Raw genomic sequence first — 14,628 nt, forward strand, 5'->3', positions numbered from 1 at the left:
GTTTTTGTTTCGCACGCTTTAGCGCGCTCAACTGGGCCTAAAGGCAATACTAAAAAAACTCCCGGTCAGCGACCAGGAGTGCTCATTATCTCATAAACTTGAAGCACAAAGCGAATCAGACTTAGTGCTGCTTCCTTCCGGACCTGACACGATTCGTAAGCCCGCCCTTGCTTCAAGGCCTTAACGGCAAGTACTAGTGTATCATGATTTTTCTGGACTGTCTAGCGTCTTATCAGTCGCGGCTTTCTGTGCCGCGCGCCGGGCCTTCTTGGCCGCCTTCGCGCGTTGCCGAGCCGCCTTGAAGAATGACACTAACCGTTCGCCGGACTCCTTCGCTAGCAAGCCCTCGTAGACCTTGACCTTGTGGTTCAGTCGATCATCCGTCAGCGTCTCATACAGACTATCGACGGCCCCCGCCTTGGGATCCCGGGCACCATAGTACACCACCGGAATCCGTGAATTAATGATGGCTCCACTGCACATCAAGCAGGGTTCAATCGTGACGTACATTTCACAGTCTTCCAGACGCCAACTCCGTAACGTGGCGCAGGCTTCTTCAATGGCCCGAATCTCGGCGTGTAACGTGGCGTCGTTGGCGTGTTCCCGGAGGTTATGCCCCCGCCCGATGATCTGCCCGTCGTGGACGATGACCGCCCCAATGGGAACTTCGCCAATCAGGCCGGCCTGGTCGGCTTCAAAGAGCGCCTCTTGCATATAGTGGCGTTGCGTATCCGAATAAGTTAACTGCCGCATTCAACCGCCCCTTTTCTATGATGATGCGTTCTGTCGGCTCTCCAGGATATAGTAGCCCTTGTCCTTCTTCAGGATCTGACAATTGCCGAACGTGGCCGTCATGGTCTTCTTAGCCGATGGCGCTCCCTGCTTCTTCTGCAAAACCACCGTCAGGGTCCCGCCAGGTAAGAGGTGCTGTGCTGCTTCGGTCAACATGCTGGTCACCACGGCCTTGCCCGCCCGAACGGGAGGATTGGTCAGGATGGCCGCGTACCGTTGGGTGCCCAACGCTGCGTAACGGTCAGATTCAACAATGGTCACGTTAGTAATCTGATTAGCCGTTGCATTTTGTTGCGCTAACGACAGCGCAAGTTCATTCACATCCGCCATGGTCACTTGCCGATCCGGCCACCGCTTAGCCAAGGCCAGGCCGATGGGACCGTATCCGCAGCCCAGGTCCAACCACGGGCCCGCCGGCGTTTGGTCCGCTTCAAACGCGTTCAATAACGCGCAGGAACCATAGTCGACCCGGCTCTTTGAAAAGACCCCGTTGTCGGTGGTAAACAACAATTCGTTACCTAAGAGGGTGAACGGCCAATGACGTTCTTCGTGTACAACATCTGGATTTTGTGTATAATAGTGATTAGTCATTTTCGAGACCACCTTTTAGGTTTATTTTACCGTAGAAGTTTGGTCCGTGCCAAATAAAATAATTAAGTCGCGTGAAGCACTATATTTAGTGGTTATTGTATATCCCAACCACCAAATATGGTGCTTTTTTCGATTGCGTTTTTTTAAATCTGGTGTACACTAAACACATTGATAACCAAATGTAAGAGGATGTGCGTAACATGAAAGTAACGGTTTATTCTAAAAATAACTGCATGCAATGCAAGATGACAAAGCGTTTCTTAACCGAACACAATGTGGCGTTTGAAGAACGCAATATTAACCAGAATCCGGAATATGTCACTTATCTAAAAGAACAAGGATTTCAGTCCCTTCCGGTCGTTGAAGCTGCTGGGCACAAGGCCTTTTTTGGGTTTCGTCCAGATCAATTGCAACAAATCGCGGGTTAACTGAAGTTCGACAAACCCGTCTTGGCGACGCCGTGTTTGTTCACGGGGCCGTTTTTTTAGTGGTCAGTTGACCGATCAGTCCATTCTAAGAGAAAGAAGCGAGTATGCGCATGAGCCTAAAAGATTTACAAGACGTCACGTATTATGATTTAAACAACGAGATCAACATCCCCGTTGATGGTCAGATTCCTTTGAATAAAGACCAAGAAGCCCTCGAAGCCTTCCTACGAGAAAACGTCCGGCCTAACACCAAGACCTTCGCGTCCTTACGGGAACGGTTCGACTACTTGATCCAAGAAGATTACGTCGAAGCTCAGGTCATCACCCAGTACCCGTTCTCCTTTATCGAAGACCTCTACGCCTACCTAAAGGCCCAAAACTTCCACTTCAAGTCCTTCATGGCTGCTTATAAGTTCTACGCGCAATACGCGATGAAGACCAACGACAACGCCTATTACCTGGAGAACTTCATCGACCGGGTCGCCATGAACGCCCTGGACTTTGCGGAAGGCGACCAGCAACTGGCCCACGATCTCGCCGATGAGATCATCCACCAACGCTACCAACCCGCAACCCCCAGCTTCCTTAGTGCCGGTCGGGCCCGGCGTGGTGAACTGGTCTCCTGCTTCTTGATCCAATCCACCGACGACATGAACACGATCGGCCGGACCATCAATTCCGCCTTGCAACTGTCCCGTATCGGTGGCGGGGTCGGCATCAACCTCTCGAACCTGCGTGAGGCCGGCGCACCCATCAAGCATATCGCGGGGGCCGCTTCCGGCGTTGTCCCCGTCATGAAGCTGCTAGAAGACAGCTTCTCCTACTCCAACCAACTGGGACAACGTCAAGGGGCCGGGGTAGTCTACCTCAGCGTCTTCCATCCCGATATCATCGCATTTCTAGGGGCTAAGAAGGAAAACGCCGACGAGAAGATTCGGTTGAAGACCCTGTCCCTAGGGGTCACCGTTCCGGATAAGTTCTACCAGCTCTGTGAAGCGGACGCGGACATGTACCTGTTTAGCCCTTACGACGTGGAACGCCTCTACGGCAAGCCTTTCTCCTACGTGGACATCACGGCGGAATACGACAAGTTGGTCGCCAACCCCGAGGTTCACAAAAAGCAGATCAAGGCTCGGGAACTGGAAACTGAGATTGGGAAACTGCAACAGGAGTCCGGCTACCCTTACATCGTAAACGTCGACACGGCCAACCGCGAGAACCCCATCCAGGGACGAATCGTGATGAGCAACCTGTGTTCCGAAATCATGCAGGTTCAGACGCCGACGACCTACAATAACCGACAAGAAGCCGAAAAATTAGGCACCGACATTTCTTGTAACCTAGGCTCGACCAACATCGTTAACCTAATGGCTTCCCCCGACTTCGGTCACTCCGTGGAGACCATGGTCCGGGCGTTGACCTTCGTGACCGATCACTCCGATATCGACGTGGTCCCCTCGATCCAACACGGTAACCACTTGGCCCACACCATTGGTCTAGGTGCCATGGGGTTGCACAGCTACTTTGCTAAGAACCACATGATGTACGGGTCTAAGGACAGTATCGCCTTCACCAGCGTCTACTTCATGCTGTTAAACTACTGGACGTTAAAGGCCTCTAACCAGATTGCCAAGGAACGCCACGAGACGTTCCACAACTTCGAGAACAGCAAGTACGCCGATGGGTCCTACTTCGACCGATACACCCAAAAGGACTGGCGGCCGACTTCCCAGAAGGTCCAAGCCCTCTTCGGCAACATCTGGTTACCATCCCCAGATGACTGGGCCCAACTCAAGGCCGACGTAATGCGTGACGGTCTGTACCACCAGAACCGGATGGCCGTTGCCCCCAACGGATCGATCTCCTACATCAACGACACCACGGCCAGCTTGCACCCAATCATCAACCGGATTGAGGAGCGCCAGGAAAAGAAGATTGGGAAGATCTACTACCCCGCACCTTACCTCAGCAACGACACCATGCCGTACTACAAGTCTGCTTACGACACCGACATGCGGCGGGTCATCGACGTCTACGCTGCGGCCCAACAGCACGTGGACCAAGGGATGAGCCTAACCTTATTCATGCGTTCGACGATTCCGGCGGGCCTCTACGAATGGAAGAACGGGCGCACGGATAAGATGACCACCCGGGATCTGAGTATCCTGCGGAATTACGCCCACCGTAAGAGCATCAAGTCCATCTACTACGTCCGGACCTTTACCGACGATAACAGCGAAGTGGGCGCCAACCAATGTGAAAGCTGTGTCATCTAGGACACTTTAACGCATGACAAGGGAGTGCTGAATATGGCAACAATGAACAGCGATGGCAATTACCAAGCCATCAACTGGAATCAAGTTTCTGACGAAATCGATAAGGCGACCTGGGAAAAGCTGACCGAGCAATTCTGGTTGGACACCCGGATTCCCGTTTCCAACGACTTAGACGATTGGCGGACCCTAGATACCGACCATAAATGGGTGGTCGGCCACGTCTTCGGGGGATTGACCCTACTGGACACCCTCCAGTCCCAAGACGGCATGGCCGCGTTACGGCGGGACGTCAAGACCCAACACGAAACGGCCGTCCTCAACAACATTCAATTCATGGAATCCGTCCACGCTAAGAGCTACTCGACCATCTTCTCGACGCTCAACACGCCGGACGAAATCGACGAGATCTTTAAGTGGAGTGACTCCGAAGAATTCTTACAGAACAAGACCAAGCGGATCTACACTCTGTACCACGATGACGAGCATCCCCTGAAGAAGAAGATCTCCAGTGTCTTTCTGGAAACCTTCCTGTTCTACAGTGGCTTCTTCACCCCACTGTATTACCTGGGGCACAACAAGCTCGCCAACGTGGCCGAAATCATCAAGCTGATTCTGCGGGATGAATCCGTCCACGGCACCTACATCGGCTACAAGTTCCAGCTGGGAATGAAGGAACTCGGTGAAAACGAGCAGCAGGAACTTAAAGACTGGATGTACGACTTCCTGTACAACCTCTACGACAACGAAGAGAAGTACACCCACTTGATGTACGACCAAGTGGGCTGGACCGATGAAGTCCTGACGTTCATCCGCTACAACGCCAACAAGGCTTTGATGAACTTGGGGCAGGACCCCCTGTTCCCCGACACCGCTGAGGACGTTAACCCCATCGTGATGAACGGGATCTCGACGTCAACGGCCAACCACGACTTCTTCTCACAGGTCGGTAACGGCTACCTGTTAGGAAACGTGGAAGCCATGAACGACAGTGATTACCAGATTGGCGAACCCGCTGACCCGGAAGATCCGAACCACGACAAGTAAATTCAAAGTGATTTTAAGACGACGCCTATTTTGGGATAGGCGTCGTTTTTTGTTCCCAATCTACGCTGTTTTTGCACCGGCCAAGTCCTTGATTCCCCATAACCGTTCAGGACCTGTTACGCTAACCTTAACTAAAAAGAGCACTCAATTTTCAGAAAGGAGATCATTCCATGCCAACCCTTCTATGGACCGGGGACACCGCCCTGTGGCTCTTAATGGTCACGTTACTCTGCGCGCCCCTCATTACCCGAATTTACCAAAATCGCCGCGTTGCTGGTATCCTGAATAACGTCTGGGTCAATCAAACCTGGATTATCGTTGGTACGCCATTATTGGTACACGTTGCCCTGGGGTGGCCCCTAGAATCCAGTGTGTTTTGGCTTCTCAGTATTCTGCTCATCAGTGGCCTATCCTCTTGGCTGTGGACCTCAACCCGCTGATTTTGTGACCCAGAATGGATGCCAAGTTCAGTGTTAGGGGGCTCTTGCTTGCGGTATAATGGGACCATCTTATGCTTTTCAGGGGGTTCTACTATGCCAACGATCAAAAATGTCTGTGTCTTCTGCGGGTCCAACCACGGCTTAGACCCGGCCTTTAAACAACAAACCGTGGCGCTAGGCCAGTACCTAGCGGCCCATCACCATCCCGTGGTCTACGGTGGCGGGAAGGAAGGGTTGATGGGCACTATCGCCGAATCGACCATGGACGCCGGCGGTGAAGTCATCGGCATCATCCCCACCTTCCTCCAAGAGATGGGCCTTGCTAAGATGGACGTCACACGTCTGATTCAAACCAGCACGATGGACGAACGTAAGGACGAAATGCTGCGTCAAGCCGACGCCTTTATCGTTCTTCCCGGGGGCTTCGGTACCTTCGAAGAGTTCACGACCATGCTGTCCTGGAGCCAACTCAACGTCCATCAGAAACCCATCGCGTTGTTCAATATCAACCACTACTTCGACGATCTGGTGGCCATGATGCAAAAATCCTGTGACGAAGGCTTCGCGCCTCAGGCCAATATGGACCTGTTCCTAGCCGCCGATAATATTCCGGACATGTTTGCGGGATTCGCAGCCTTCAAACACCAGTTGCCTTACAAGTACACCAACTAATTAAAGCCCTAGTTTAAGGAGAGTGGACCAAACGGCGATTAACCAAGGGACAGGCTGTGGCAATCCCCCGCCTTACCAGTTGGTCCTGAAGAGGCTGGAACGTGGTGGGCACGACCTGGAGCCCTGAAAGCCCCAGGTCTTCAAGCTCGGCCTTTGGGTAAGCCAGCTAAAAACGCTGACTAACCCAAACGACACCACTGAGCCTCTCCAGGCCCAACCTCACGGCTAAATTGAGTGTATTGAGTGTACCCAAGACAGTGTTTTCCACTGCCTGAAATTAGAAATATCGCGTGTGGGACCGTTAAAACCAAACGATACAACCAGCCTTATTGGGCCCCAGGACCTATGTTCAATCTTCAGTGCCAGATAGGCCACTGTCCTTCAAAAAAACTCTGTAAAACTGTCTTGGTTTTACAGAGCTTTTTGTTTTTCATGCTAATTTATTGTCGGTTCTGCCAGTTAACTTCGTCGACCAACAGCCGACTGAGCCATTTGGGTTCTAACTTGCCCTTGACCGCCGCCCCCGGCCGGTTGATGACCTGCATCAGTTGCAACATGGTGAAGATCAACGACTCACGCCGGCGGTAAGCCAGGTACTTCGGCTGCCATTCCGTGACGTACTTTTCCTTATACGCCCGGAGCCCCTGGAAGCTATAGAAGGTTGACCCGTACTGGTAGATCAAGTGGGCCAGCCGTTCTTCGATAAAGCTGAACTCCGAGACCCCTACGTTCGCTAAGGGTGCCATCCCTAGGTTAAAGCTAGTATACCCCTGTTGCTGGCAAGTCTGGAACAAGTAGACGAACAAGCCGTCCATCATCCCCGAAGGTGCCGCCTGACTACTTCGCATCAGATCGATCGACGTCATCTGGTGGTTTCCCGTCGGCATCAGGTTCGCGAAGGCCACCATCTGCCCTTCCGCGTCCGTCATCACCGCAATGGGCGCTTCGTCCAGGTACTCCCGGTCAAAGAAGCCCATCGAGAAGCTCTTTTCGGTCTCGTCTCCCAACCAGGAATCTGAGATTGCTTGTAAGTCGCGATACTGCTGGTCACTCAACGGCGGCTGAAGAATCTCGAAATGGTAGTTCTCCCGATTAAACTTATTGACCAGGGCCCGTTCACCACGCCGCGCCTTACCGGCCAGCGTGAACTGTGTGAGGTCCACGTGCCCTTCCTCACCGACTTTGATGAAGTCGAAGCCCATCTCATGTAGCCGGAGGGTCAACTCTTCACTAATCTCATAGAAGACCAGTCGTAATCCCGCCTGATCTGCGGTCCGCATAAACTCCTGCAAAGCCGGCAACAAGTCCGCCTGCTGGCCGATGGGTTCCCCCATGACTAAGAGCTTATCAGCCTTTTGGCGGAACAAGAAGAGTAGACGGTCTTCGCCATCGACCTGGTAGAAGTAGGTCTGCTTATCCCGCAAGAAGGCTAGATGACTAACTTCGTTACCCCCGAAGCGTTGGATCAACCGCCGTACCCGTTCGGCGTCAAACGGCTGTTGGAGCCACGGCGCCTGAGTTGCTGAGAGGAAACGGTTGATGGTCAACAGGATCACCAGGGCAATCAAGAGGCCTCCTAGGCCGTTTAACCAGACCTGCGTCGACGCTGGTAACCAAGCCTGTAACAGGTGGAAGAAGCGGTGTTTGCCCCCCTGAAACGCGTACAGCCCCAAAACGGTGTACAGCAGAAAGGTCCCGACATAGATACTGCCATCGACCAGTAAGCCGCCCCAAGAGTAGTGAAAACTCTGCCGGGACAGTTCGGGCTTGGCCAGAACCAAGCAGACCAGGACTAGGCCCAGAAGAACGGCTAGGCCAACCGGGAAATTCTCGCGCCATAGGGTATAGCCGATGGCGAGGACCAGCACCGCAAAAGTCGGCCAGAACGCCCGTGAAACTCGCGCCCCGATGCCTCGCGCCAACCCAATCAGTAAGAACGCCATGACCAGGTTAGAGACCTGACTTAAGAAGTAGAACATGTACGGCACTAAGCGCATGTATAACTGATTCGATAACACCACGTCCGGGATCGTCGCGTAAAGCAACATCATGACGCCCGAGAAGTACATGAACGTGGTCACGAAGAGCAACGCACCTCGGCGCAGAATCGCTACGGGCAGGCCGGCTAAGTACCGGTTCAACCGGTGACCTGCATCGTGAACGAACAAGCCGACCCCCACGCCGAACGGGAGAATGTAATAGAATAGCCGGTACAACAAAAGCCACCCGGCGGCGTCCGAACGACTAACACCCAGTAGGCCCAAGCCAAAGATCATGAACACGTCAAAGGAACCCAAGCCCCCGGGAATCATCGAGATGACCCCAGCAACCGACGCCACCACGAACATGGGAAAGACCGCCGCAAAGTCTAACGGTAACTCCAGCGTCCACCCAATCAGGAGGAAGAAGAGCGCACAGCTCCCCCACTCCAAGGTTGACCCCAAGATCAGTCGTAATTCCCGCGACCAAGTCAGGTCACTGAAGAAGGCACTATCATTGACCCGGGTGAAGATAAAGAGCCCCGGAAAGTACAGGCCGCCCCCTAAGAGCCAGAACCAGTACCCCTGATAGACCGTTCCCACTTGGAAGCCAAACATCATAATCAACGCGACCCAGCAGGCAATCGATAACCCGGCCAATAGAAACAACGCAATTTTCGAAATCGCATAAACTACTTGTTTTTTAGTTGCCGACTGGGCATAAAAGTTTGCCCGAAGACTCGCGCCCAGCAAGCCCCCCATGCCGGCTAAATTCGTGAACGTGTTGGTGACCCAACCGCTCCGAAAGATGTACCCCTTGGAAAAGTGTCCCGGTAAAAATTCCACAATCGTAAAGTCGTAGACCATCATAGGTAAGACCGCAATGAACCCGACCACAGCCAAGAGCACAATCATCATCGGGCTGAGCGCACTCAACGCTGAACGAACCTGTTCCCCACTAATCTCATGGCCAATCCGGCCAAGTTCACGAATCACCAACAAGAGCACCGACAATAAGAAGACACCCTTAATTAAGGTGAGGCGTTTTTGCACCCACGCCATTAGTCGTTGCCACACGTTTGCCACCCCCACAGCAATTTCCCCCTTCATTATGTCCAGTCGCGGGGAAAAAGACAACGGTCCTTCTCGATTGATCGACCGTTGGTTCCGCCACTTTCTAGACGTTGGTTTAAGTATACCAAAAACTGGCCGTAACCTTGGCCGGGAACGCGGGGATTAAGGGTTATTTTAAAGAACTACGCTGCGTGACGCGTTTTTGAAGGCTAAGCCGCTCCACTCTTGCGTTCCCAACGGAAAACTGGTCAAAAAAACAGCCCGACCACGAGGGTCGAGCTGTTTATCATTATAGGTTGAAGATGATTACTTAAGCGTAACCACACCACCAACGGCTTCAAGCTTTTCCTTGATGTCGTTAGCTTCGTCTTCAGAAACGCCTTCCTTGATGACAGATGGTACGTTGTCAACAAGACCCTTAGCGTCCTTCAAACCAAGGCCAGTGATTTCACGAACAGCCTTGATAGCCTTAACCTTAGCGTCACCGGATTCAGTCAATTCAACATCGAATGAGTCCTTGGCAGCAGCGTCGCCACCAGCAGCGCCGGCAGCTGCAACTGGAGCAGCAGCAGAAACGCCAAATTCGTCTTCGATAGCCTTAACAAGGTCGTTAAGGTCAGTAATGGATGCTTCTTTAAGAGAAGCAATGATAGCATCTTTATCAAAAGCCATGTTAGTTTCCTCCAAAATTGGGTTTATAGTTTTTATATCATGGATACGACAGGTCGCTTATGCAGCTTCCCCATCATCGCCCTTTTCAGCAACGGCCTTAATTGCGTAAGCCACGTTACGGATAGGAGCTTGAAGTTCGCTAGCCAGCATGGAGAGCAGGTCTTCACGACTAGGCAAGGTAGCGTAAACGTTGATCTCATCGACTGGCATAATCTTGCCTTCGATGTAACCACCCTTGATTTCCAAGGCATCGACACTATCAGCAAACTTCTTCAAAATCTTAGCTGGGGCAATTGGATCTTCGTTAGAAAAGGCAACGGCCGTAGGTCCAGCAAAGACATCGTTTAAGTCGGCGTAACCAGCCTTTTCAGCAGCCCGAGTCAGCACCTTGTTCTTGATGACGCTCATCTGAACGCCAGCATCCCGTAATTGCTTACGTAAGTCGGTAACTTGAGCAACCGTCAGACCACGGTAGTCGACTACGATTGCGCTGGTGGCGTTGTTGAATTGTTCAACGACGGCATCAACTTTTTTCGCTTTGATTGCAATAGCTTCTTCACTCACATTGTTCACCTCCCTGATTAGATTGGTGGGATAAAAAAATCCCTATGCCACCAAGACATAGAGAGTCAAAAGTTCATCATAAACTTCTTCCTCGGCAGGAAATTAAGACCAATAGGCCACCTGAGTCTTAGGTAGATCACTAATATAACTTTATTAGGATACCGTACTCACCGACAAAAGTCAATGGACGGCTAGGGATTTTTTTATTTAGTGGTTGGCTAATTACTTAGCAGCAACCAACGTTGACAAGTCAACATCGACGCTAGGGCCGAACGTTGAGGCGATGGAAACGTGTTGAACGTAAGTCCCACGTACAGACGCTGGACGTGCACGGACAATCGTTTCAGCAATAGCCTTCAAGTTGCCGGCTAACTTATCAGCATCGAAGGAAACCTTGCCGACAGGAACAGCCACGTTACCATCCCGGTCAGTCCGGTAAGTAACTTGCCCGTTCTTAGCGTCGGAAACGGCCTTGGTGACGTTCATGGTAACCGTCCCCGTCTTAGGGTTAGGCATTAAGCCCTTAGGACCTAAGACCCGACCTAAGCGTCCAACTTGGGCCATCATGTCTGGCGTTGCAATGGCAACGTCAAAGTCCATCCAGCCGTCTTGGATCCGTTCAACTAAGTCTTGTTCACCGACAACGTCAGCACCGGCAGCTTCTGCGGCCTTAGCTTGGTCACCCTTAGCGAACACGATAACCGTGGTTTCTTTACCAGTCCCATTAGGGAGCACTAAAGCGCCACGTAATTGTTGATCGGCTTGCTTCGTGTCAACGTTAAGCTTGAATGCAATTTCAACCGTTGCATCGAACTTAGCGAAATCAATCTTCTTTACTAAATCAACGGCGTCGTTTAAAGCGTAAACCTTACCGGCTTCCACTTGTTTAACAGCGTCTTGATACTTTTTACCTCGTTTGTGAGCCATGTTTGTGTATTCCTCCTTGCAAATGTGGTTGTAACGGATAAACCTCCCACTTGACACATTTCATTTTCGTGAAGTGTCCGACTATCCGAAAACTGAGCTTAACCTTCGACCGTGAAGCCCATGCTCCGGGCAGTACCTTCAATCATGCGCATAGCTGCTTCAACGTCAGCTGCGTTTAGATCTTGCATTTTAGTTTCAGCGATTTGCTTAACTTGATCCTTGGTTACAGTTGCAACCTTGTTCGTGTTAGGTTCGCCAGAACCATGTTCAACACCAGCGGCCTTCTTCAACAGCGTTGCTGCTGGTGGGGTCTTGGTGATGAAATCAAAGGAACGATCTTCATAGACGCTGATCACAACAGGAATGATCATACCAGCTTGGTCAGCGGTACGAGCGTTGAATTCCTTGGTGAAGCCCATGATGTTGATCCCTGCTTGACCCAGTGCTGGTCCAACTGGGGGAGCTGGGGTTGCTTTGCCTGCAGGAATCTGCAATTTAACTACGTTAGCTACTTTTTTAGCCACGAGACAATACCTCCTTAAGTCCGTGTGTGGTAAGTGAAGCATGCAATTTGCTTCTCCCACGTTTAACAGAATGTGCATCTTATGATACGCATACTTGAAGAGTTTACCACACTTCATACCTCCCGACAAGTTCTAATTTATCAAGGCTAGGCCTGATCGTACTTGCACCATAACCAGTAGTACTGCCCGTTGCCCGCGGCCAACCCCAACCATATCAAGAACTCAATCGTTCGGCCGAACGCATACACTGAAAGTTGTCGCGCCATCAGTACCGAAACCAATAGCAACAGAACCTCGACAAAGACGATACCACTGGTCAGCATGGCCGAATGGACCTTCAACGCGATCTCCTTTTCCCGCTCATCGGATACCCAGTACATTCCCCGAAACGTCTTGATGTTCAGCCGCTGGCGCGCATACCACAAGAACCACCCGATTCCCCCGAACAACCCTACCGCTAGTGCGGCCAGCAACGGCGTCTCAATGCCCGATTGGGGAACCCAAAACGCCCCCATCAACACCAACAATTCAACGTTGTTGGTCCAAAACGTGAACCGTAAAATACGCTTTGCCCGACTCATTTCGTATCCTCCCCCTGTGTGAACAATTCATCAACCGTGGTCCCCAAGACTGCCGCCAACTTAAAAGCCAACGACAGCGACGGATCATACTTATCGTTTTCGATCGCATTAATCGTTTGCCGTGTAACTGCTGTTAACTGCGCCAGTGCCGCTTGCGATAGCTGACGCTGCTTACGCCGAACTGCAATCTGATTCCGCAAGTCCCTCACTTCCTAGTGTCAAATATCTTTTACAAAATAAGTAAAACATGTTTGACACCAGCCTGCAAGACCGTCCACGAAATTTCGGCTAAAAACGTCCTGAAACGCAAAAAACGGAAAGTTCCTTTTCAAAAAATGAAAGGAACTTTCCGTTTAACCGTTAACTTTAAACCACTGGGTCGACTTGGTCGAAGTTCAGTTCGGTACTGGTTTCCCGACCGAACATATCGATGTTGACCTTGAGCTTCATCTTTTCGTTGTCCACTTCGGTAATCTTACCGACTAAGCCACTGAAGGCACCGTCGACAATCGTCACGGAGTCGCCTGGCGCTACGTCCAGGTCAGCGTGCCGTGCGGACATCCCGATGGTCCGCAGAATGGATTCAACTTCCTCTGGCAATAATGGCGTTGGCTTACTCCCTTGCCCGTGAGAGCCCAAGAAGCCCGTCACACCTGGCGTGTTCCGCACGATAAACCAAGCTTGGTCACTCATCACCATTTCGACCAAGACGTAGCCGGGGAAGGTCTTTTCCATCGTGACCTTTTCCTTACCGTTCTTGACTTCGTGTTCCTCTTCTTCAGGAACCACGATCCGGAAGATGTTGTCTTGCATACCCATGGATTCTTGCCGCGATTCCAAGTTCGCCTTAACCTTGTTTTCGTACCCCGCATAGGTGTGCAGAACGTACCATTGCTTTTCTGCTGATTCAACCATCGTTGGTGCCACTCCTTTTTGATTTGTCTAATTTCTGTGCAAAATAAAAAAACTTCGTCTACACGAAGTTCCCGTTAGCTACAATATAGCATATTTAGTCGGGTTTGACCACCGACAATTCCTTAGGCGACGAACTTTAAGCCAAATTGGACGATCCAGTCCACGATGGCGAAGAAAATTGCGAAGAGCACAGAAATGCCCACAACCGTCCCCGTATCGTGCCGGGTCTGCTTCGCGCCTGGCCAAGAAACTTGTTTCATTTCTTGAATGACCGCTTTAAAAAATCGGAATAACCGCATGGTGTTGCCTCCCTCAAAATGTGTGTCGATTCGAAGCGCTACTACCGGGTCTCCCGGTGCAGCGTGTATTTACCGCAATGCTTACAAAACTTTTTGACTTCAAGTCGTGTCGTGCGTGTCGCACTTGCTGCGATGGTGTAATTCCGGGACCCGCAAACTGAGCAGGCCAGAGCGATTTTACGTTGAGCCATCCTGCCACCACCTTTAATTAAATCCAGTTAACTCATACTGTAGTAGCTTACCATCATCTGCGCGGTGCGTCAATCATTCACCTAAGAGTCGACGGAGCTTCTGTCGGCCCCGGTGCATCGCTGCCGAGACCCGGGTCATCGATAACCCCTCCTGCTGGCTGATGGCTTGCGGTGTTAGACCGCCTAACAATCCCCGGAAGACCACCTGCTCCGTGGGTGATAGTCCCGGTAAGACGCGGCCCACGGCCTCCTGCGCCTCCAACTGGGTCCCCAACTGCACCCGGGTGTCGTGGAGGGTCTCCGCAAAGTAAGTGCGGTTGGCTTCCAGGGAGATGGTGGTCGCCCGCCGCTTCTGGGCCTGCGAATAACGGATCAGGTCAAAGACCCGGTGCGTCAGATTTAACCGGTAAAAGGCTCCAAAATTGCACGAGCGGTGTTGCCGAAACTTCTGGGCCGCTCCGTGTAAGACCAACAGCCCCTCCTGTTCCCAGTCATCACTGTCATGCCCCGGAATATAATAGACCCGCTGAAGCTTGGTGAGGACGGGACGGTACCGGTTGAACAAGAGCCGGAGCGCCGGTGAGTTGGGATCCCGTTGAATCGTGGCAATTAACTGGTCATCGCTAAACGTGGTCATGAAAAAGCCTCCTAGCTAAACT

General features: G+C 51.7%; 18 protein-coding genes, 1 other RNA gene and 1 other annotated feature. Of the genes, 5 read left to right on the forward strand and 14 right to left on the reverse strand.

The features are described 5' to 3' along the window. Positions 1–92: 92 nt before the first annotated feature. The 3 genes from ffs to FD30_RS05030 form a co-directional block, all read right to left on the reverse strand. Positions 93–179, reverse strand: an RNA gene (gene ffs / locus FD30_RS11430) — signal recognition particle sRNA small type. A gap of 22 nt (positions 180–201) precedes the next feature. Further along, complete coding sequence (gene tadA, locus FD30_RS05025; RefSeq protein ID WP_056944141.1) at positions 202–753, reverse strand: tRNA adenosine(34) deaminase TadA; 552 nt, start codon at positions 751–753, stop codon at positions 202–204. Between the two features lie 15 nt (positions 754–768). Next, a complete protein-coding gene (locus tag FD30_RS05030; RefSeq protein WP_056944142.1) occupies positions 769–1,383 on the reverse strand; it encodes a class I SAM-dependent methyltransferase in 615 nt (204 codons plus the stop codon). Positions 1,384–1,583: 200 nt separating this feature from the next. Here FD30_RS05030 and nrdH point away from each other — a divergent pair, with 200 nt between their 5' ends. The 5 genes from nrdH (at position 1,584) to FD30_RS05055 (ending at position 6,243) form a co-directional block, all read left to right on the forward strand. Continuing rightward, entirely contained in the window at positions 1,584–1,811 is a 228-nt protein-coding gene (gene nrdH, locus FD30_RS05035) for a glutaredoxin-like protein NrdH (protein ID WP_024747618.1), read from the forward strand. 110 nt (positions 1,812–1,921) lie between these two features. Beyond that, on the forward strand, positions 1,922–4,087 hold the full coding sequence (gene nrdE / locus FD30_RS05040; RefSeq protein WP_056944174.1) for a class 1b ribonucleoside-diphosphate reductase subunit alpha: 2,166 nt from the start codon (positions 1,922–1,924) through the stop codon (positions 4,085–4,087). A 33-nt stretch (positions 4,088–4,120) separates the two neighbouring features. Continuing rightward, complete coding sequence (nrdF, locus tag FD30_RS05045; RefSeq protein WP_371862374.1) at positions 4,121–5,131, forward strand: class 1b ribonucleoside-diphosphate reductase subunit beta; 1,011 nt, start codon at positions 4,121–4,123, stop codon at positions 5,129–5,131. Between the two features lie 170 nt (positions 5,132–5,301). Continuing rightward, positions 5,302–5,571 carry a hypothetical protein gene (locus FD30_RS05050; protein ID WP_056944143.1) on the forward strand — a complete coding sequence of 90 codons (270 nt, stop codon included), beginning with the start codon at positions 5,302–5,304 and terminating at the stop codon, positions 5,569–5,571. A 93-nt stretch (positions 5,572–5,664) separates the two neighbouring features. Further along, the gene (locus FD30_RS05055; protein WP_056944144.1) at positions 5,665–6,243 is read left to right on the forward strand and encodes an LOG family protein; all 579 of its coding nucleotides are present in this window, start codon (positions 5,665–5,667) and stop codon (positions 6,241–6,243) included. 440 nt (positions 6,244–6,683) lie between these two features. Here FD30_RS05055 and mprF read toward each other — a convergent pair whose 3' ends face one another. The 11 genes from mprF to FD30_RS05105 form a co-directional block, all read right to left on the reverse strand. After that, the gene (mprF, locus tag FD30_RS05060; protein ID WP_056944145.1) at positions 6,684–9,332 is read right to left on the reverse strand and encodes a bifunctional lysylphosphatidylglycerol flippase/synthetase MprF; all 2,649 of its coding nucleotides are present in this window, start codon (positions 9,330–9,332) and stop codon (positions 6,684–6,686) included. Positions 9,333–9,602: 270 nt separating this feature from the next. Continuing rightward, entirely contained in the window at positions 9,603–9,968 is a 366-nt protein-coding gene (gene rplL / locus FD30_RS05065; protein WP_024747613.1) for a 50S ribosomal protein L7/L12, read from the reverse strand. Positions 9,969–10,025: 57 nt separating this feature from the next. Beyond that, complete coding sequence (gene rplJ, locus FD30_RS05070) at positions 10,026–10,532, reverse strand: 50S ribosomal protein L10 (protein ID WP_024747612.1); 507 nt, start codon at positions 10,530–10,532, stop codon at positions 10,026–10,028. 24 nt (positions 10,533–10,556) lie between these two features. Beyond that, positions 10,557–10,682 (reverse strand) — a sequence feature (ribosomal protein L10 leader region). 72 nt (positions 10,683–10,754) lie between these two features. Further along, positions 10,755–11,459 (reverse strand): 50S ribosomal protein L1, encoded by a 705-nt coding sequence (rplA, locus tag FD30_RS05075; protein WP_024747611.1) that lies wholly within the window; start codon positions 11,457–11,459, stop codon positions 10,755–10,757. Positions 11,460–11,557: 98 nt separating this feature from the next. After that, positions 11,558–11,983: a 50S ribosomal protein L11 gene (gene rplK / locus FD30_RS05080; RefSeq protein ID WP_011667358.1), complete on the reverse strand. Its 426-nt coding sequence runs from the start codon at positions 11,981–11,983 to the stop codon at positions 11,558–11,560. 146 nt (positions 11,984–12,129) lie between these two features. Continuing rightward, complete coding sequence (locus tag FD30_RS05085) at positions 12,130–12,564, reverse strand: hypothetical protein (protein ID WP_056944146.1); 435 nt, start codon at positions 12,562–12,564, stop codon at positions 12,130–12,132. Beyond that, the gene (locus FD30_RS05090; protein ID WP_024747609.1) at positions 12,561–12,764 is read right to left on the reverse strand and encodes a helix-turn-helix transcriptional regulator; all 204 of its coding nucleotides are present in this window, start codon (positions 12,762–12,764) and stop codon (positions 12,561–12,563) included. Before FD30_RS05090 ends, FD30_RS05085 begins: the two co-directional genes overlap by 4 nt. A 166-nt stretch (positions 12,765–12,930) precedes the next feature. Beyond that, positions 12,931–13,479, reverse strand: coding sequence for a transcription termination/antitermination protein NusG (gene nusG / locus FD30_RS05095; RefSeq protein WP_024747608.1), 549 nt, complete (start codon positions 13,477–13,479; stop codon positions 12,931–12,933). A gap of 122 nt (positions 13,480–13,601) precedes the next feature. Next, on the reverse strand, positions 13,602–13,778 hold the full coding sequence (gene secE / locus FD30_RS05100; RefSeq protein ID WP_024747607.1) for a preprotein translocase subunit SecE: 177 nt from the start codon (positions 13,776–13,778) through the stop codon (positions 13,602–13,604). A gap of 41 nt (positions 13,779–13,819) precedes the next feature. Continuing rightward, positions 13,820–13,969, reverse strand: a complete 150-nt coding sequence (gene rpmG / locus FD30_RS11435; RefSeq protein ID WP_081721520.1) for a 50S ribosomal protein L33 — start codon at positions 13,967–13,969, stop codon at positions 13,820–13,822. Between the two features lie 73 nt (positions 13,970–14,042). Further along, positions 14,043–14,606 (reverse strand): sigma-70 family RNA polymerase sigma factor, encoded by a 564-nt coding sequence (locus FD30_RS05105; protein ID WP_056944147.1) that lies wholly within the window; start codon positions 14,604–14,606, stop codon positions 14,043–14,045. Positions 14,607–14,628: the final 22 nt, after the last annotated feature.

It is taken from the genome of Levilactobacillus namurensis DSM 19117, assembly GCF_001434785.1.
GTDB classification, from domain to species: Bacteria; Bacillota; Bacilli; order Lactobacillales; family Lactobacillaceae; genus Levilactobacillus; species Levilactobacillus namurensis.

Coding starts and splice junctions, on each gene's coding strand:
- FD30_RS05105 (WP_056944147.1), bottom strand. CDS start 14,606: ATGACCACGTTTAGCGATGACCAGTTAATTGCCACGATTCAACGGGAT.
- FD30_RS05055 (WP_056944144.1), top strand. CDS start 5,665: ATGCCAACGATCAAAAATGTCTGTGTCTTCTGCGGGTCCAACCACGGC.
- nrdH (WP_024747618.1), top strand. CDS start 1,584: ATGAAAGTAACGGTTTATTCTAAAAATAACTGCATGCAATGCAAGATG.
- FD30_RS05030 (WP_056944142.1), bottom strand. CDS start 1,383: ATGACTAATCACTATTATACACAAAATCCAGATGTTGTACACGAAGAA.
- mprF (WP_056944145.1), bottom strand. CDS start 9,332: ATGAAGGGGGAAATTGCTGTGGGGGTGGCAAACGTGTGGCAACGACTA.
- rplL (WP_024747613.1), bottom strand. CDS start 9,968: ATGGCTTTTGATAAAGATGCTATCATTGCTTCTCTTAAAGAAGCATCC.
- FD30_RS05085 (WP_056944146.1), bottom strand. CDS start 12,564: ATGAGTCGGGCAAAGCGTATTTTACGGTTCACGTTTTGGACCAACAAC.
- nusG (WP_024747608.1), bottom strand. CDS start 13,479: ATGGTTGAATCAGCAGAAAAGCAATGGTACGTTCTGCACACCTATGCG.
- nrdF (WP_371862374.1), top strand. CDS start 4,121: ATGGCAACAATGAACAGCGATGGCAATTACCAAGCCATCAACTGGAAT.
- rpmG (WP_081721520.1), bottom strand. CDS start 13,969: ATGGCTCAACGTAAAATCGCTCTGGCCTGCTCAGTTTGCGGGTCCCGG.
- tadA (WP_056944141.1), bottom strand. CDS start 753: ATGCGGCAGTTAACTTATTCGGATACGCAACGCCACTATATGCAAGAG.
- rplA (WP_024747611.1), bottom strand. CDS start 11,459: ATGGCTCACAAACGAGGTAAAAAGTATCAAGACGCTGTTAAACAAGTG.
- nrdE (WP_056944174.1), top strand. CDS start 1,922: ATGAGCCTAAAAGATTTACAAGACGTCACGTATTATGATTTAAACAAC.
- FD30_RS05050 (WP_056944143.1), top strand. CDS start 5,302: ATGCCAACCCTTCTATGGACCGGGGACACCGCCCTGTGGCTCTTAATG.
- secE (WP_024747607.1), bottom strand. CDS start 13,778: ATGCGGTTATTCCGATTTTTTAAAGCGGTCATTCAAGAAATGAAACAA.